Origin of the sequence: Robbsia andropogonis, from assembly GCF_034047095.1 — a bacterium.
GTDB classification, from domain to species: Bacteria; Pseudomonadota; Gammaproteobacteria; order Burkholderiales; family Burkholderiaceae; genus Robbsia; species Robbsia andropogonis.
Genome location: NZ_CP139164.1, coordinates 112,359 through 129,481, shown reverse-complemented (window position 1 = coordinate 129,481; position 17,123 = coordinate 112,359). Strand labels below are relative to the sequence as shown.

General features: G+C 59.1%; 14 protein-coding genes and 1 riboswitch. Of the genes, 10 read left to right on the top strand and 4 right to left on the bottom strand.

What is annotated here, in order from left to right; translation table 11 throughout:
- Positions 1 to 284: 284 nt before the first annotated feature.
- Complete coding sequence (locus SJQ66_RS00550; RefSeq protein ID WP_052738395.1) at positions 285 to 1,394, bottom strand: ProQ/FinO family protein; 1,110 nt, start codon at positions 1,392 to 1,394, stop codon at positions 285 to 287.
- A gap of 554 nt (positions 1,395 to 1,948) precedes the next feature.
- On the opposite strand from SJQ66_RS00550, the gene SJQ66_RS00545 reads away from it, so the two are divergent.
- The 3 genes from SJQ66_RS00545 (at position 1,949) to SJQ66_RS00535 (ending at position 6,855) form a co-directional block, all read left to right on the top strand.
- Complete coding sequence (locus tag SJQ66_RS00545; RefSeq protein ID WP_024904595.1) at positions 1,949 to 3,145, top strand: 4-hydroxyphenylpyruvate dioxygenase family protein; 1,197 nt, start codon at positions 1,949 to 1,951, stop codon at positions 3,143 to 3,145.
- Between the two features lie 51 nt (positions 3,146 to 3,196).
- Positions 3,197 to 3,363: riboswitch (yybP-ykoY riboswitch) on the top strand.
- 184 nt (positions 3,364 to 3,547) lie between these two features.
- A complete protein-coding gene (locus SJQ66_RS00540; RefSeq protein WP_024904594.1) occupies positions 3,548 to 4,558 on the top strand; it encodes a sodium:calcium antiporter in 1,011 nt (336 codons plus the stop codon).
- 116 nt (positions 4,559 to 4,674) lie between these two features.
- Positions 4,675 to 6,855, top strand: a complete 2,181-nt coding sequence (locus tag SJQ66_RS00535; protein ID WP_024904593.1) for a GAF domain-containing protein — start codon at positions 4,675 to 4,677, stop codon at positions 6,853 to 6,855.
- A 36-nt stretch (positions 6,856 to 6,891) separates the two neighbouring features.
- On the opposite strand, the gene SJQ66_RS00530 is transcribed toward SJQ66_RS00535, so the two are convergent.
- A complete protein-coding gene (locus tag SJQ66_RS00530; RefSeq protein WP_024904592.1) occupies positions 6,892 to 7,752 on the bottom strand; it encodes an SDR family oxidoreductase in 861 nt (286 codons plus the stop codon).
- A 218-nt stretch (positions 7,753 to 7,970) separates the two neighbouring features.
- Between SJQ66_RS00530 and SJQ66_RS00525 the strand changes: the two genes are divergently transcribed.
- Positions 7,971 to 8,402 carry a winged helix-turn-helix transcriptional regulator gene (locus SJQ66_RS00525; RefSeq protein WP_036011541.1) on the top strand — a complete coding sequence of 144 codons (432 nt, stop codon included), beginning with the start codon at positions 7,971 to 7,973 and terminating at the stop codon, positions 8,400 to 8,402.
- Here SJQ66_RS00525 and SJQ66_RS00520 read toward each other — a convergent pair.
- Positions 8,397 to 8,870, bottom strand: a complete 474-nt coding sequence (locus SJQ66_RS00520; RefSeq protein WP_024904590.1) for an Lrp/AsnC family transcriptional regulator — start codon at positions 8,868 to 8,870, stop codon at positions 8,397 to 8,399. The genes SJQ66_RS00525 and SJQ66_RS00520 overlap by 6 nt on opposite strands.
- A gap of 507 nt (positions 8,871 to 9,377) precedes the next feature.
- Here SJQ66_RS00520 and SJQ66_RS00515 point away from each other — a divergent pair.
- The 6 genes from SJQ66_RS00515 to SJQ66_RS00490 all read left to right on the top strand — a co-directional run bounded on the left by SJQ66_RS00515 (position 9,378) and on the right by SJQ66_RS00490 (position 15,949).
- Positions 9,378 to 9,848, top strand: a complete 471-nt coding sequence (locus tag SJQ66_RS00515; RefSeq protein WP_024904589.1) for a GNAT family N-acetyltransferase — start codon at positions 9,378 to 9,380, stop codon at positions 9,846 to 9,848.
- Between the two features lie 186 nt (positions 9,849 to 10,034).
- Positions 10,035 to 10,487: a hypothetical protein gene (locus tag SJQ66_RS00510; RefSeq protein WP_157685117.1), complete on the top strand. Its 453-nt coding sequence runs from the start codon at positions 10,035 to 10,037 to the stop codon at positions 10,485 to 10,487.
- Positions 10,488 to 10,923: 436 nt separating this feature from the next.
- Complete coding sequence (locus SJQ66_RS00505; RefSeq protein WP_024904587.1) at positions 10,924 to 12,963, top strand: ABC transporter permease; 2,040 nt, start codon at positions 10,924 to 10,926, stop codon at positions 12,961 to 12,963.
- Complete coding sequence (locus SJQ66_RS00500) at positions 12,963 to 13,781, top strand: ABC transporter ATP-binding protein (protein WP_253465015.1); 819 nt, start codon at positions 12,963 to 12,965, stop codon at positions 13,779 to 13,781. Before SJQ66_RS00505 ends, SJQ66_RS00500 begins: the two co-directional genes overlap by 1 nt.
- Before the next feature lie 101 nt (positions 13,782 to 13,882).
- Positions 13,883 to 14,584 (top strand): ABC transporter ATP-binding protein, encoded by a 702-nt coding sequence (locus tag SJQ66_RS00495; protein ID WP_036011531.1) that lies wholly within the window; start codon positions 13,883 to 13,885, stop codon positions 14,582 to 14,584.
- A gap of 198 nt (positions 14,585 to 14,782) precedes the next feature.
- The gene (locus tag SJQ66_RS00490) at positions 14,783 to 15,949 is read left to right on the top strand and encodes an ABC transporter substrate-binding protein (protein ID WP_036011513.1); all 1,167 of its coding nucleotides are present in this window, start codon (positions 14,783 to 14,785) and stop codon (positions 15,947 to 15,949) included.
- A 16-nt stretch (positions 15,950 to 15,965) separates the two neighbouring features.
- Here the strand turns inward: SJQ66_RS00490 and SJQ66_RS00485 are convergent, their stop codons facing one another.
- Positions 15,966 to 17,000, bottom strand: a complete 1,035-nt coding sequence (locus SJQ66_RS00485; protein WP_024904583.1) for a 2,5-dihydroxypyridine 5,6-dioxygenase NicX family protein — start codon at positions 16,998 to 17,000, stop codon at positions 15,966 to 15,968.
- Positions 17,001 to 17,123: the final 123 nt, after the last annotated feature.

Sequence of the window (17,123 nt, the reverse complement as noted above, 5' to 3'; positions counted from 1 at the left end):
GGGCCTCGGCATGTCCTGTCTCTCGGCAAGCGACCCCTGGCCAGTCGGGTCGGGAGCAGGATTACGCAAATCGATCTCCATGCCAGTAACGACAAGTGTGCGGTTCGCTGTTGGCAATGCAGGTGGGCTTGCCCGGCGGGTCGGTATACCGACCTTACGGCGCAATAGCGCAAGTCTCAAAAAGTGCGTAGCGAGGTGGGGTGTCGTGAATTTGCCACGCACTATTCGCGCAGTACCGTGAAGACAGGTTCATGGCGGCCCCTTTGCATGGCCGCCGCGTCCAATCAGTGTGCGGCTGGTTTGGACACCGACAGGGTATCGATGTTGGTGTTATCTGCTGGCTTGGCGGTCGGTTCCGTCGTTGTCGTGGAAGCAGTCGCCGTTATTTCTTCAGGCGCTCCTTCCTTGGCCGCCGGCACGTCTGTCGACGTAGCCGATGTGGCGCCGTCGGCGTCGGCACTGTCCCCAACGGGGGCGTCGGCATCAGGGGGTACGCCACCTGATGCAACAGGCGTGCCGGTGCTGTCGGCACTCGCGGCAGTAGCGTCCGGCTGCTTATCTTGCCGTTTCGCGCGGCGTGCTGCAGCGGCCAGGTACCGCGCATGGCCTGCCTGTTCCGGTGTTACCGTGCCGTCGGGCTGACCGTCCAGGCCGACGCGCGCGGCGCCATTGGTCATGGCAGCCCAATAACGACTTCCTTGGCACCAGACCTTGATCGCTTCCAGGATTGCAGGCTCCGTCAGTGACAGCGTTTCCGCCTGCGCCGCCAAGTCCTTGCTGATACCTAACTTCAGCGGCTTCTTGGGTTCCGGGTTTTTGGGGAAAGCCAGCGGGAAATGCTTTTGCAATTGACCGATGGTAAGTACGACCGGATCTACCTGTCGTTCCGGTCGTGTCGTCGGGCGGGTGGGATGCCCCACGCCCGGTTGTCGGTCACGTGCTGGCCGCTTGCCGGCCCCAGACCGGGCCGGAAATTGGCCAGTGCCGGCTTTCGACTCCGCCGGGGTGACATTGCTCGAATTCGCCTCACCGCATGTCATATCGCGATTCGGCGCGCCATGGTTTCTGCGCGGTCCATGACGTGCGCCATCCCCCTGGCGGGGTGCGCCGTCGGCACGCGCGCCTTCAGGCCGCGGCCCGCGACTGCCGGTGGGCCGCGGTGCCTGGCCCGGCGCGCGCTTTCGACCATCGTGTGGGGCGTGGCGAGCGCCGCCCTCCGCCCGTGGCTCGGTCGTGCGCGACTGCTCCGCACTGTGTGCCGCAGCAGCGGCCGGGGCTTCGCGTTCAGGTTGCGTCGCGCGTACGTTTCGGGACGTGTCGCTGTTCCCCTCGCGCTTGCCCCGAGATTGCTTGCTGAGCTGCTGCTTCAGTGCTGCCAGTTCTTCAAAACCCATGTTCAGTCGTCTAAATCGCGTCGATGCAGTTGGCCGACAGGCGGTGTGATAGGCCAAGTCCGGCCGGACCTGACCTATTTGTCATCGTGACAGCATCGTCCAATGACAGCGTCCCACCCCGACGGCCAAAAAGAGAAAACGCGTCACGCACGCCGAAAACCGGCGCATGTGACGGGGAGACGGTCGCCGGCGTCGAAAGCACGCTGGCGGCGTATTGTAACGTCCCTTACGCCGAGTGTAGCAGGCTCACGCATGCCGCACCGATCAAATAAATTCGCCCGGCCACGCGGTAGCCACGACGAAGCGGCTGCAAGGAAGCGATATGCATCCCGGATGCCACACGGCATGCGGACGCAATACGGTGCGCATTGTGGCACAACTTACCCCATTCGGCCTGAACATCAGGGAAGCTGCCTGCTATATGTATCGACATTCGTGGTGCCAATATTTGGGACGTGCCGCGGTGTTGCGCTGATTTTGCGTTTGCCGACGGCATGACGCGATAGAATAATTGCGCGATCTATCTTTGTGCCCGGGTGACTGACATCTTGACTATGAGCCCTTCACCGTCTGAAGACCCTGCGTTTGCGTCGACAACGTCGACAACCACGCCCTTGACCACGCCCGATGTGCAGCCGGACCGGCCACCCGTGGACCCGAACAACCCGCTCGGCATGATCGGCCTCGAATTCGTGGAGTTCGCCGCGCCGGACCCACAACGGCTCGGCGCGATGTTCGAGCGGCTGGGCCTCAAGCCCGTCGCACGGCATGTCAGCAAGGCGGTGACGCTTTACCGATTAGGCGACATACGTTTTCTCGTGAACGGCGAGCCTGACTCGTTCGCACAGCGTTATGCCAGTGAGTATGGCGTGGGCGTATGCGCGCTCGGGGTCCGCGTGCTGAGCGCAAAGCAAGCTTTCAAGCATGCGTTGACCATGGGAGCCTGGCCTTTCGAGGGAGAACGCACGGGACCGCACGAATTGAAGTTGCGCGCGATTCAAGGGATCGGTGATTCGCATATTTACTTCATCGATCGCTGGCCGGGACGTCCGGACGATGCCTATGGGACGCACGCACCATCGTTGTACGAGGTCGATTTCGCCCCGATCGATGGTGCCGACCTCACGGCGAACGCGGAACGTGCCGCGGGGAACGCGGCGTCGACGCATTTGAAGCGAGTCGACCATTTCACGCAGACGGTGGGCGCGGGCAGGATGGACGAGTGGCTCGGTTTCTATGCGGAACTCTTGCATTTCCATGCGCTGCAAGATCTGCATCCGGATGGATTGGCGCCGACGGGCGCTCGCGTGGTGGTGTCTCCCTGCGGCAGCATCCGTATCCCGTTGTATGAGGAGGGCGCCCAGCCGACGGAAACCATGCACCGATTTCTGCCCGATCATCCCGGCGAAGGTGTCCAGCACATTGCGCTGGCGAGCGACGACATCGTCGCGTCCGTCGATGCATTGCTGGCGCGGGGGATGACGTTCATCGCCTGGCCTGATGCCTATTACGATCAGATGGACGCACGTCTGCCCGGGCACGGCCTTGATGTCGCCGCGTTGCGCGCGCGCCAGATACTGGTTGATGGGCATATCGACCCCGATGGCACGCCGCGTTTGTTCCTGCAGGCTTTCCTGCGTCATGCGCCCGGCGAGATTTTTTTTGAGATCGTCGAACGGCGTGGGCATCCTGGTTTCGGCGAAGGCAATTTGGCGGCGCTGCAGCGGTCGCAGGCTCCCTCATCGACTTAGTCGGAAATCTTTCCCTTCTACTTGCACGTGTCACGAAAGCGCGGTTACAATCGCGCCGTCTTTAGGGAGTAGCCTGCCTCCTGCAATGGGGGGCGGACACGTCAACATTCTCGGCGCTTGCCGTGGCGTGTCCAACCAACCGGTTTGGCGAGACTATCGACGCTGATCTTGTCCAGGGCTGGGCGGGAGGTCGGCGTCATGGTTTCGCACCGTCCGGCCCTGGAGAGTTCCCATAATTATGATACGTCGTCATCCCGGCGCATGTGCCCTGGTCGTCACTTCGCTTGTCCGCCATCCTTGTCACGTCTTTGTCAATCATCACCGCACCCGCCTCGTCACTTCGGCATGCTTGGAGCGCCTACTGACGATCGATCGCGCCGCAGCGGTAAAGGCAGGCCAGGCATGATGCGCTTGATGCTGGAACTGCTCGTGACGCTGGCGATCATTCTCGCCGCCGCCGAGTTGTTCACGAATGCGTTGGAACACCTCGGTGAGCGTCTCAAGATATCCGAGGGTGTGACCGGATCGCTGTTTGCAGCGGTGGGTACGGCATTGCCGGAAACCATCGTCCCCTTGCTTGCGGTGCTTGGCGGTGGTGGGGCGCAGCAGGTCAACCAGGAAATTGGGGTTGGCGCCATTTTGGGCGCGCCGTTGATGCTGGGGACGCTGTCGACCTTTCTGATGGCCCTGGCGGTCTGGCGCAGCCGGCGACCGTCCGGTCGCATCGTGCCGGAGCGTACGGGGTTCAACCGGGACCTGCAATACTTCCTTGCCGCATTCGTCCTGGCCACTGTGGCGATGTTCGTCCCGCATCATCAATTGGCCATCCGCATCGGACTGAGTGTCGCATTGGTGATGGTGTACGTCGTGTATGTCGTGATGACGTTCAGGGCATCGGCCTCGCTGGTGGATGCCGGGCATGGTACCGAGGCACCCGAAGCGATGTTCGCGGCGAAACTCGGCCTGCCGACAAATCTCGTGACGATCGTGCTGCAATTGCTGGCTGCCGTGCTCCTGCTGCTGTTGGGCGCGGAAGGCTTTATCCATGGCGTGCGGGGCGTGTCGGCATTGTGGGGCATTTCGCCGTTGCTGCTCTCGTTGCTGATCATCCCGATCGCGACGGAACTGCCCGAGAAGATCAACAGTATTGTCTGGATCAGGCGGGGAAAGGATACCTTGGCGTTCGGCAATATCACAGGCGCGATGGTGTTTCAGGGAACGCTGCTACCGGCTATCGGCATCCTGCTGACGCCGTGGGAGCCGCGCGTGGAAGTGCTGACGGGCGTGTTGATAACTATTGCGGCCGCGGCGTGGCTACGGGTGATGTCGAGGCGCAACGGACTGTGGGTGGGCGCGCTCGCCGTGAACGGCGCGTTCTACGTGCTTTACCTTGCGTTGACACTGCATAAGTGAAAAAAATACAGTTGACTGTATTCTCGTTGTGACGGCTCGTCCGCTGTTGAAATCAAGATTACAATCTGCAAAGTGCCGTCAATGGGGAGGGCATTTCAACACGGAAACGAGTTCGAATGCAGAACGGTTTGACGGACGTCATTGCGAATTGCGACCAGGAGCCGATCCACGCCCTGGGCAGTGTGCAGCCGCACGGTGCGTTGCTCTGCTTTGATGACGCTGGTCGTTTATTGGCTGCCAGTGAATCCGCGGCCCGGTTTCTCGGCGAGCTCCCGCCGTTGAGGGCTCGGTTCGCCGAGAAGCATTTCAGCGTGGAAGCCCGGCAATTGCTTTCTCTGGCGTTGACGGACCGGCGTGCGCTGCTTGAGTCCGTTGAGGTGGCGGGTCACGCCGGGATGCGTTTCGACATGGTCGTGCACTGGTCCGGGGATGTGCTGATTGCCGAGTGGGAGTCCATTAGCGACGTACCACCAGGGATGTCGCATTCTGGGCACTATGCAGCACTTGCCCAGCGGGCAATCCAGCGGTTGCAACGCACCGATTACGATTCGGTATCGGGTCTGCTGCAGGATGCCGTGGAAGCCGTGCGGTCGATGACCGGCTTCGATCGTGTCATGGGCTATCGTTTTCTCCAGGATGACAGCGGTGAAGTGATTGCCGAGGCCAAGCGCGATGATTTGTCTCCGTTTCTGCAGCAACGCTATCCGGCCGGTGATATCCCTGCGCAAGCGCGTCGGCTTTATGTACTCCAGCCGATTCGGCAAATCACGTCGGTCGAAGCGATTCCATCTCCTATCTTCCCGGCACTCCATTCGGGGACGGGCCAAGCCTTCGATCTCAGTCAGTCGATCCTGCGCAGTGTGTCACCGATTCACATCGAGTATCTGAAAAACATGGGCGTCAAGGCGTCCATGAGTATTTCGATCGTGATCAACGGCCGTTTGTGGGGGTTAATTGCTTGCCATCACATGCAGCCGTACCGCTCGCCGCTCGCGGTGCGCCTTTCATGCACGGTACTGACGCAAGTATTATCGATACTGATCGAACGGATCGAATTCAAGCGTCGCATGTCCGCCGAGGTGTCGTGGAACGCGTTAGGGTTGGAAATCGCCAGCTTGATGGCGGACGCGCCCGAACTGTCGGCCGGGTTCGCTGCAGCCGGCGACGCCATTGGCAAGATGATGGATTGCGACGGTGTGTCCGTGGTCATCGACCAGCGTGTATTGTTGCTGGGTGCAGGTGCCAACGGGCAGGGAATGTTGGAACTGGCGCAGCATATGGCGGATGCCCGTTTGGATATTGTGGTCGCACGCTCCATTTCGCACGATCTTCCTGATGTGCCGCGGCCGTTAACGCGAAATGGTGAAGCGGCGGGCCTGCTGGCAATCCAGGTATCCAGCGAGTCGCGCATTACCGTGGCCTGGCTTCGCGACGAGTTGGTCGAGACGATTTGTTGGGCCGGACCACCAGATAAGATCGTGGCGTCGGGGCCTAATGGCCGTCGGCTGACGCCGAGGGGCTCGTTTGAAGTCTGGCAGCAGATTGTCCGCGGCAGTTGTCGCGAGTGGACAGATGTGGACCAAAGCGCGGCGCGTGCGGTGAAGGCGGTGTTGCAGGATGTCGCGCTGGAACGGCTGCGGGAAAGCGACCGCGAACGGATGACGTTGTTGGCTACGTTGGGGCACGATTTGCGTGACCCGTTACAGGCAATCAATCTGGCCGTGCAGTTGATGGGTAAGGGGTTGGCGACGTCGACCGATACGGCAAAGCGTGTAGAAGGCTCGACCCGTCGCATGCAATCGTTGATCAGCTATATTTTGGACGTCAGCCGCATCCGCTCGGGTATCGGCTTGAGCCTCGCCCGACAACCTACCTCGTTGGATGCGGTATTGCTCGCCATGGTCGAGGAAATACGTTTCAGCTATCCTGGAAACGATGTGCGCTTGGACTGCGATGCGCTTGGGCAGGCCGATCTCGATGAAGACCGCTTTGTGCAGGGGATGAGCAATTTGCTCAGCAATGCGCGACAGCACGGTGACCCCAATGCACCCATTGAGATTGTTGCTCGCGTGGATGGCGGGCGTCGACGAATCGAGGTCAAAAACAAAACAACCCATCGTGTGACGGTACCATTCCGTCGTCTGATCGATCCATTCAAGGGCGGCCCGCTCAATTTGAACAACCGTTCCGGTCTGGGTCTGGGGCTTTTCATCGCCAATGCTATTTTCACGGGCCACGGTGGCACGTTCGATGCCATTTTCGAGGACCATGAAGCGCGCTTCGTGGTGACCCTCTAAGGTTGTAGGCAAAACCCCTCCGGTTCAAGAACGCGATCAGCGCTGGAGGATCGCGGCGATCGTCTCGTCAATGGATGTCGTCGGCCGCCCGATCAGGTTTTCGAGCGTCTTGCCTTCGTCGAACAGTGCGCCGGTCGCGACGCCCGCATCCGAGTCTGCGAGGATCTTGGCGAACGCATCCGGTAGACCATGTTTCAGCAATGCAGCTTCGTATTCCACTTGAGAAAGATCATGGTACTGCACCGGTTTTCCCGATGCCGTGGCAACCTTGCCGGCAAGATCGGCTAGGGAATACCCTTCAGACCCCGCCAATTCCAGGATCTGGATGTCAGATGACGTGCTGCGCGTCAGTACCGCAGCCGCTGCTTCCGCGTAATCGGCACGCGATGCAGACGAAAACCGGCCCGTGCCGGCGCATCCATGGATCGCACCGGTCGCGACTGCGCCGGTAATGCGCGTCTCAAAATTTTCGTTGTACCAGCCATTACGCAGGATGACCGTAGGCAGGCCGGACGCTGCGATCGCGGTTTCCGTGGCACGGTGCTCGGCCGCCAGGGCCAGTGGCGATTGTGTCGCGTGCACCAGACTGGTGTATGCCAGCAGCGCGACGCCGGCGCGTTTCGCCGCGTCGATCACGGCTTGATGCTGCGGGACGCGCTGACCTACTTGATTGCCTGAAATCAGCAGTACCTTCTCCGCGCCGGCAAAGGCACTATCGAGACTGGCCGGTTCGGTGTAATCCGCGCGTCGGACGATCACACCTTGTCCGGCCAGATCCGTGGCGTTTTGGGGACTGCGCACTGCCGCAACGATGTGATTTGCCGCCACGCCACGGCGCAGCAGTGCGGCAATGACGAGACGGCCCAGTTGACCTGTTGCACCTGTGATGACGATCATGATGGAACTCCGTTTTTGTGTAAGGGGCACGCGATCCTCATGGCAGAATACGGTAAGTGCTTACTTTCCGAAAGTACGCACGAAAAAGTAAGCATGGTGGGCGTGAAGCGGAGGGTGTGGTGACACGAAGACAGCATATTGGAACAGTGGAAAGCGCCGAAGACGGACAGGACAACGTCGGCATGAAAGGCGCAGCTGGTGCGGAAGCAGCCACAGACATGCGGATCAACGCAGACGGCGTTCGCCTCGCCGATTTGATGCGTCAAGGCTATGTATTTGCACAGGATTGTCCGTCGCGAGAGGTGCTCACACACCTTACCAGTCGCTGGGCGGTGCTGGTATTGGTGGGATTGATGGCGGGTACGCATCGCTTCAGCGAATTGCGGCGAAAAGTCGGAGGTATCAGCGAGAAAATGCTGGCGCAGACGCTGCAGACCTTGGAAGCGGATGGTTTCGTACGCCGGGTTGCATATCCGGTGGTGCCACCCAAGGTCGAATACCATCTCACATCGATGGGTGAAGCGGTTGCTACACGACTCGAAGGTCTTGCGGATTGGGTGCAGACGCATATCGGCCATATCGTCGCGCACCGCGTCGCCCACGGGAAAACAAACGATCGCGAACACAAACCACGCGTCAATAAACTATAGCTGCACCGACGGAATCTGCTTCATGCAGCGCAGGGCAAACATCGATCGACTGTGTCGTATGCCGCTGATCTTGTAGAGTTTTTCTCGTAGAAAACGTTCGTAGCCAGCAGTGCCGTCGACCGCTACCTTCACGAGATAATCATATTCGCCGGAGATCAAATAGGCCTCGATCACTTCCGGCAATGCCGCGAGTTCCTCTCCAAACCGGGCCAGCCTTTCGTCTTCGTGGCCGTCCAATGTCAATTCGATCAGTACGGTATCTGAAAAGCCCAGTTTGGTTTGATCGAGGAGTGCCGTGTATCCCTGTATATACCCGTCCTTTTCCAACTGACGGGTGCGATTCCAGCATGCGCTAGCCGAGATGCCAATTTTTTCAGCGAGCTCTGCATTACGCTGGCGTGCGTTCTGTTGCAGTTCACGGAGGATCGCACGGTCATGACGATCCAATGCATCCAAGGCGGCAGGCATCGCATGTCTCTCCTGAAAACATTTCTTTCGAAAAATACCTTTATCGAGAAAGATTCTTTCCTTTATGTCCGTATTCTATAGGAAATCAGGAACCGAATTCTCGCTAAGCCGCAGTACACTGTTTTTACGTCGAAACATCAGGCAAGCAGTGAGGGCTGCGCTCCCATCCTGCGAAGGGCATCCTATCGGTGCTCCGGCTGATCCACCGAGCATTACCGTGCCTGGTTCCATCCGTGTTGTGGGCCGCGTGCACTACGCGCTTCGCGCATTTCAATGGTTGATGTCCGACGTCACCGCCGCATGCGCGCAGCGCCACGCGTTGAAATAATGCGTGGCGCTGTTTTTCTACAGCGTGCCATTTTGTCCACACTTTCCCGATGAGTATCGATCGCGCGTACGTTCTCTTCTCGCTTATCATGTTGAAAAAAGTGGGTGCATCAGACCATCCAGCGTCCGGGCAATCCTGCTTATTCTGTGAGTAGTGGCGCGTAGCGGGGGCGTCTCGCGGTGAACATCCGTCTCGAGCAAAGTAAGTGGGAGGACGCAGACTACCTGGCGAATCTGCGCGTTGCGGCCATGCGAGATAGCTTGATGCGAATAGGGCGGTTTGATTTGCATCGCGCTCGGGCCCGTATGTTAGACAACTTCGATCCCGCATGCGCGCAACATATCCTCGTCGATGGGTTCCGTGCCGGTTGTACGGTCACGCGCATCCGCGCCGATCATCTTCTGCTCGATCATTTGTATATCCTGCCGGGGTTTCAGCGTTGTGGCATTGGTAGTGCCGTATTGCGCATGATCATCGACCAGGCGGCAATGCTGCACCTGCCCATTGTCCTCGGCGCACTGCGCGGTAGCGAATCGAATGCGTTTTACTTGCGTCACGGGTTTGTAAAAACAGGTGAGCAAGATGTCGATATTTACTACGTGCGCAGCGTCCGCGCCCCGACGGTTGCGGTCACAGTCTTACCCGCCTGATGTGCCGGCGTAGCGCGGAGTAATGCCATCGCGAGCGAAGGCACGTTGCACGGTGTGATGTCATGGCGCGTAGCGCGCATCCTACAATATTTCATACCTTCACGGCTTGTTGGAATGTTTTGTGCTTTGCAGGATTGTTTCTCGGATGGTACGTCCGACCGACCACCTTTTCAGTGAAGCAAAGCGATGAAACCGTCCATTGCCGACACGGCCAGGGCCTACTTGTTCCCTTCGATTGCGACTGTCTGCTCAGCGCAAGTTCTTATGCTGCTTGCGATGATGTTGTTCCAGGTCCCGGAGTCCGTGTTTCAGGGGCCGACTTTTCGATTCGGCATGGTATTGGCTGTTGCGGTATCGATTGTTTCCCTGCGTCGTCGTGCGCGCCGTGCATTTCATCTGGCACATCGCAGGGGTGACGTTCGGATGCATGCGCTTTCGTCGGCGATGTCCGTGGCCATCTCTTCTGCAAGTGCAGCTACGGCCGAGCCGCTGGATGCCCGACGTCAGTTATGTGCCAGTGTTGCCGCCGCGAGTCCACACCGGGCGTTAGTGGTCCTGTATCTGCAGTTCCGGCGTATCCCATTTGTTATCGAATCGCGGGACTGCGCCTTTCCCGCCGCCTCCGCTCACCACGCCTGACTCCCGTTTCGTCTCTCCCCCGCGCTGCCACCGGCGCGCGCCAACGCGTTCCCTGATCTGCTTATAATCCCGGCTTGCCGAGCTTGCCGAGCTTGCCGAGCTTGCCGAGCTTGCCGAGCTTGCCGAGCGTGTGCTCATGCTTCCGACAGCCGGGGCACCATATTGCCGCCGGCTGCCTGCGTTGCTTCCTTAATCTGCGGCGGTGATGTATCTAGCCATGTCAGACATGGAGGGGAATTCAAATGTGTACATTGTATTGCATGGCGCTCTTCGGCGGTGAATAGGTAGTACACGTTTTTTGACATGCTATGCTGGTCTCGCAATGCGCTGTGAGGCGACGAACCAATTATGTGCGTCGCGAAGGAATCATCGGCCGCTTTCAGTAGCGGTAGCCGTGAGAGCGCGTGTGCAAGTCGAGTCGTGACATGGGGCATCGATGTTTTCGAATCTACTCGTTCAGTTGATTAATGGGCTCGCCGATGCGTCGGCGATGTTTCTTGTCGCCGCGGGCCTATCGCTGATTTTTGGCGTTACCCGGATCGTCAACTTCGCGCACGGCTCGTTTTATATGCTGGGCGTCTATGTGGCTTACAGCTTGACGACACGGCTTGGCGGCAGCGTGGTGGGATTCTGGGGAGCAGCGCTGTTGTCCGCGCTCGTTGTGGCGTGTCTTGGCGCACTGGTCGAGTGCGTGGTGTTGCGACGTATCTACCGCGCGCCGGAGTTGTTTCATCTGCTCGCCACGTTTGCGTTGCTGCTGATTTTTCGCGATGGCGCGCTCTTTATCTGGGGGCCGGAAGATCTGCTTGGGCCGCGTGCGCCTGGATTGGGCGGCGCTTTTACCCTGTTCGGCAACGCGGTGCCAAGCTATAACGTCTTGCTGATGGTCGTGGGGCCTGTCGTGCTCGGCCTGCTCTGGTATGCACTTGCGCGTACCCGTTGGGGGCGCCTCGTTCGCGCGGCCACCAGCGATCGGGAGATGCTAGGTGCACTCGGCATCAACCAAGCCTGGCTCTTTACCGGCGTGTTCTTTGTCGGTGCCTTTCTCGCGGGCCTGGGCGGCGCATTGCAGGTGCCGAAGTCACCTGCCAGTCTTTCGCTGGACCTCGATACCATCGGCAATGCATTCGTGGTGGTGGTGGTGGGCGGCATGGGTTCGATTCCAGGGGCTTTCGTCGCCGCGGTATTAATCGCCGAGATCAAGGCGATGTGTATTGGCATCGGTACCGTGTCGTTGTTCGGCCTGACGTTTTCCCTGACCAAATTTACGCTGGTGGCGGAGTTTGTCGTGATGGCGGTGGTATTGGTGCTTCGCCCATGGGGACTATTCGGACGTCCGCATGCCGCCGTCCGGTCCGCTGCGCTGCCCGATACGCCGCTGCGTCCGGCGGCCATGCGTACTCGCTACGCGGCCGGCGTGGCCGTGATCGTGTTGCTGGCCCTGCCGCTGGTGGCAGGGCGCTTCCCGTATATTCCCGTCCTGATGGTTGAAATCCTAGTGGCGGTGTTGTTTGCCGCAAGCTTGCATTTCATCATGGGTCCTGGCGGACTGCATTCGTTTGGCCATGCCGCTTATTTTGGCTTGGGTGCCTATGGCGTGGCGTTGTGCCTGAAAGTGTTCAATCTGCCGATGGAAGCCGCTTTATTGCTGGCGCCCGTGCTTGCGGCACTCGGCGCTTTGGTGTTCGGCTGGTTCTGCGTACGGTTGTCCGGTGTGTATTTCGCGATGTTGACGCTCGCGTTTGCGCAGATTGTCTGGTCCGTGGTGTACCAATGGGACGATGTGACTGGTGGCAGCAACGGGATCTTCGGGATGTGGCCGTCCGGCTGGCTCGGTTCCCCGGTTGCGTATTATTACCTCTCGGTCGTCATTGCGTTGGGGGGCGTCTGGCTGATGCGTCGCATGCTGTTTGCGCCAATGGGGTATGCACTGCGTGCCGCCCGTGATTCGCCACTCCGGAGCGAGGCAATTGGCATCGATATCAAGCGCGTGCAATGGTTGGCGTTTGTCATTGCATCGATATTCGGCGGGTTGGCCGGTTCGCTGTATACCTTTTCCAAAGGGACGATCTCACCGGAAACGATCAGCGTGGGACGTTCGGTGGACGGATTGGTGATGGTATTGCTGGGCGGGATTCAGACATTGAGCGGACCAATTGTCGGAGCGGCGGTATTTACCTGGCTTCAGGATACCCTGGCGCGTCAGACGGATTACTGGGAGGCCCTGTTGGGCCTGGCGATGTTGCTGATGGTGATGGCCTTTCCGCAAGGCATCGTTGGTTTCGTCCGTGCGCGTTTCGATCTTCCGGGGGACGGCGATATGGATGCCGGGAGGGACGTGAAGACGGAACAACGTGGGCCGTCGGGAGCAGCAGAGGCGTCCTCGCTTAGTAATCCCGTTGAATTCTCGGTGTCCGACCTGTCTGGCGCGCCGTCTAATCGTACGCAGCAAGTGGCGCATGGCGGAGAGGGCTAATGAGTTTGTTGGAGGTGTCCCATCTGAGCAAGGCGTTCGGCGGTGTCAAGGCTGTCGACGACGTCAGTTTTGTGTTGCCTGCAGGGCAACTGCTCGCCTTGATCGGCCCGAACGGGGCCGGCAAATCGACATGTTTCAACATGCTGAACGGGCAGTTGAAACCGAGCGGCGGGAGCATTCGTTTCGATGGTCAGGATATAGCGGGGCGCAAGCCGAAGGACATTTGGCGCATGGGCATAGGGCGTACATTTCAGATTGCCGCTACCTTCGCGTCGATGACCGTGCTGGAAAACGTGCAGATGGCGTTGCTGTCGCATGCGGGCAGACTGTTCAATGTCTGGCGTTCCGTGGCGGATGTGTACCGAGATGAAGCGATGGTCTTATTGGACCGCGTCGGCATGGCGGCCCACGCTCGACGGGCGTGCGGCGTATTGGCGTATGGTGATGTCAAACGCGTGGAGCTGGCTATCGCGCTTGCGAATAAGCCGCGTCTGTTGTTGATGGACGAGCCTACCGCGGGAATGGCGCCGAAGGAGCGCAACGCGCTGATGGCATTGACGAAGCAACTCGTGATCGAGCAGCAACTCGCTGTGCTATTTACGGAGCACAGCATGGATGTCGTATTTGCCTATGCGGATACGATGATTGTGTTGGCGCGAGGCCGGCTCATCGGGGCGGGCGATCCGCAGACGGTGCGCAATGATCCCGTCGTGCGCGAAGTCTATTTCGGGACGGGAAAAACATTCATGCCACGGCGCAAGGAGACAGACACGCAGGTGGTAAGCCCCGCAGCGTCGCCAATGACGGTGGCGCGATGAGTGCGCGCGAAGAGGTGGTTTCCTCGTCTCCTGTCGGACATGCGACCCTGGCGGCGACCGACGTGGGTACGCAGGCGGACATCTGTGGGGCAACGAGCCCAATGCTACGTGTGCGCAACCTGAATGCCGCGTATGGCCGTGCGCAGGTGCTTTACGATATCTCGCTTGAAGTGAGGCGAGGCGAGGTGGTTGCGCTGATGGGGCGCAACGGCGCTGGTAAATCGACGACAATGAAAGCGCTGATGGGAATGTTACCCACGCGCACCGGTGATATCACGTTCCGCGGGCAATCGATCAATGACTGGGCACCGTACAGAATCGCGCGACTCGGCATGGGCTTCGTGCCGGAAGACCGGCGCGTGTTCGGGGATTTATCGGTGCTGGACAATCTGGATATGGGCAGGCAGCCACGTCGCGCCGATGCCCCGTACTGGACCCCGGAGAAACTGTTCGCGTTGTTTCCGAACTTGGGTGAGATGCCGCACCGTCCTGGCAGCCGCATGAGCGGTGGGGAACAGCAAATGCTGACGGTGTCCCGCACGTTGATGGGCAATCCTTATCTGGTATTGCTGGACGAACCATCGGAGGGCGTGGCGCCGGTGATTGTCGAGCAGATGGCGAATATGATCCTCGAATTAAAGCGCGAGGGTTTATCGATCTTGTTGTCGGAGCAGAACATGCACTTTGCCGAGCTGGTCAGCGATCGTGCCTATGTGTTGGAAAAGGGGCAAGTGCGCTTCAGCGGGAGTATCGATGCACTTGCACAGGATGAAGCGGTGCAGCGCGCTTACCTGAGTGTTTGAAAAGCTAAACGGCCGTTATTACAGGCAGAGTGCCCGGATCGGGGCACGCGCGGGGCAGGAGTATTCGTCTTTTTCTTGGAGAAGCCATTGATGAACAAGGGTTCGGGGGTGGGGCGCGGGGGGGTATGGGGGATAGGGAAGAAGGACGGTGTATGCGTTCCCCTGTTTCGTAAATCGACAGCAGGTATCGCGGTGACCATGGGAATGTTGCTCATGGTGCCGGTATGCGCTTACGCGCAGACAATCAAAATTGGCGAGATCAATAGCTATAAGGCGCAGCCGGCGTTCCTGGTTCCGTACAAGAATGGCTGGAACATGGCGCTTGACGAGATCAACGCCGCAGGTGGCGTGAACGGTCGGAAGCTGGAAGTGATCTCACGAGACGACAACGGCAACCCTGGTGATACGATTCGGGTTGCGCAGGAACTGGTTGCTGGAGAGCAGGTGAAGATGTTGTTTGGCGGCTTCCTGTCGAACACCGGACTTGCGCTTGCGGACTACGCGAAACAACGGAAGATATTCACATTGGAAGCCGAGCCGTTGACGGATAAGATCGTCTGGCAGAATGGCAACAAATACACTTATCGCCTGCGTCCTTCGACGTATATGCAAGTGGCGATGCTCATGCCCGAGGCAATCAAGCTTCATAAGAAAAGGTGGGCGGTGGTGTATCCGAACTACGAGTTCGGGCAATCGGCCGTTGCCACGTTCAAGAAGTTGCTTAAGGCGGCGCAGCCGGATGTCGAATTTGTTGCGGATCAGGCTACGCCGCTCGGCAAGTTGGATGCGGGTGCCGTGACACAGGCACTCGCCGACGCAAAACCAGATGCGATCTTCAACGTGGAATTTGCCGCCGATCTGGGTAAGTTCGTTCGAGAGGGAAATACACGCGGGCTCTTCAAGGACCGCGCGGTGGTCTCGCTGCTGACTGGAGAGCCCGAGTATCTCGATCCATTAGGGGCCGAGGCACCGGTCGGGTGGACGGTGACGGGTTGGCCATGGTATTCGATCACGACGCCGGAACATAAGCAGTTTGTCGCAGCGTATCAGGCCAAATATCACGACTATCCGCGTTTGGGCTCGGTCGTCGGCTACCTGGCATTAAAGTCGCTGGCGGCAGGTATTGCAAAGGCAAAGTCGACGGATTCCGATGCGCTGTCGGCCGCGTTCCAGAACCTGACGGTGCCGTCTCCGCTAGGGCCGATTACGTATCGGGCGCAGGACCATCAATCGACAATGGGCGCCTATGTCGGTACCACGGCGCTGAAGGATGGCAAGGGCGTCATGGTTGACTACCATTACGTCAACGGTGCCAGCGTTCAACCATCAGATGAGGAGGTGAAGACCCTTCGCCCCGCGGATTGACGGCCGGACGCACGCGCTACCTTCCCACCACGCGCCCGTTCCGCACCACGGCCACGTCGTCCAACGAAACGTCGCAATGCCGCAATGGAATATCGATGTGGCAAGCCGTGGTGCGCTTGCCGCCGGCCTCGTTATTCGGGCCGAGTGAAAACAAGAAGTTTCCTTCAAAGGCGCGGGCATCCATGCCGATTGTCGCCTCGCGGTCGTAGAGACCGAGCGTCGACCACTTTGCGCGCGGTTGCAGGCCCCATCCGATGTGTGAAATCGCATATCCCTCTGGGTCGTTGAACGACGCCATATAGTCCTTCAGCAAATCCGCATCAAGGCCCCCGGTGATATGCGTCGCATATCCATGCTCCACCGTCAATTCGATCCGGTCGCTGACGTATTTCTTCTGTGGCAGCAAGATGTCGCCACGATCGATGACGATGCGGCCACTCGCCTTCCCTTCGTTCGGGAAGGTCAGGACGAAGCCGCTTGGCCAGTGATCCCAGCGTCCCGGTTCATCGACAAATCCATATTCGGTGATCACCGGAAATTCACCCAACGGACAAATGAGCGACGTTCCAGCCGGCGATGTCACGCGCATTTCCCGCGCGGCGCGGATCCGTTCCGCCGCGGCACATACGCGTTCGCGGTCTTCCAGCGTTGGTACCATCCGCGCCAGTATTTCCGGCGGTTCTACTGCGAGGAGGATCTTCGTACCTGTTTTCAAGATATCCAACTGCTCGGGAGAAAAGAGCAGCGTCATCAGGTCGAGCACGAGATCACTGGCCGTCAATGCCGCAATGGCCGCATGGTTGCCGGTGAGCGGTGTTTCGCCCAGGAAAGACAGCGCGTCGCGGCTCAATGCTTTCTCGCCATTCACAGGCAGCAGATCGAGACGATTGACAATGGCCCCCATGGACTGGGCGGCGATCAAGGCGGTTTGCAAGGTTTGCGGATGCGTTGCCGCACCGGTCAAGACCGTGACCGTCTGGCCTGCTTCGAGTTTCGACAGGGTCAACACCTGCTTCCAGGCATCAATCATCGCAAAGTCAGATATCGGCATGCACTTCTCCCAGGTACCCGTTTGAATCGGTGAATATAGTGTACACACCAAAATGCGGCGCGCAATATGCGGTTTTTTTGAGAGGCTTTACCCAGAAAAATACGATGTGTACACTCAATCTAC

Coding starts and splice junctions, on each gene's coding strand:
- SJQ66_RS00495 (WP_036011531.1), top strand. CDS start 13,883: ATGCTACGTGTGCGCAACCTGAATGCCGCGTATGGCCGTGCGCAGGTG.
- SJQ66_RS00505 (WP_024904587.1), top strand. CDS start 10,924: ATGTTTTCGAATCTACTCGTTCAGTTGATTAATGGGCTCGCCGATGCG.
- SJQ66_RS00520 (WP_024904590.1), bottom strand. CDS start 8,870: ATGCCTGCCGCCTTGGATGCATTGGATCGTCATGACCGTGCGATCCTC.
- SJQ66_RS00500 (WP_253465015.1), top strand. CDS start 12,963: ATGAGTTTGTTGGAGGTGTCCCATCTGAGCAAGGCGTTCGGCGGTGTC.
- SJQ66_RS00490 (WP_036011513.1), top strand. CDS start 14,783: ATGGGAATGTTGCTCATGGTGCCGGTATGCGCTTACGCGCAGACAATC.
- SJQ66_RS00540 (WP_024904594.1), top strand. CDS start 3,548: ATGATGCGCTTGATGCTGGAACTGCTCGTGACGCTGGCGATCATTCTC.
- SJQ66_RS00535 (WP_024904593.1), top strand. CDS start 4,675: ATGCAGAACGGTTTGACGGACGTCATTGCGAATTGCGACCAGGAGCCG.
- SJQ66_RS00530 (WP_024904592.1), bottom strand. CDS start 7,752: ATGATCGTCATCACAGGTGCAACAGGTCAACTGGGCCGTCTCGTCATT.
- SJQ66_RS00510 (WP_157685117.1), top strand. CDS start 10,035: ATGAAACCGTCCATTGCCGACACGGCCAGGGCCTACTTGTTCCCTTCG.
- SJQ66_RS00525 (WP_036011541.1), top strand. CDS start 7,971: ATGCGGATCAACGCAGACGGCGTTCGCCTCGCCGATTTGATGCGTCAA.
- SJQ66_RS00485 (WP_024904583.1), bottom strand. CDS start 17,000: ATGCCGATATCTGACTTTGCGATGATTGATGCCTGGAAGCAGGTGTTG.
- SJQ66_RS00545 (WP_024904595.1), top strand. CDS start 1,949: ATGAGCCCTTCACCGTCTGAAGACCCTGCGTTTGCGTCGACAACGTCG.
- SJQ66_RS00550 (WP_052738395.1), bottom strand. CDS start 1,394: ATGGGTTTTGAAGAACTGGCAGCACTGAAGCAGCAGCTCAGCAAGCAA.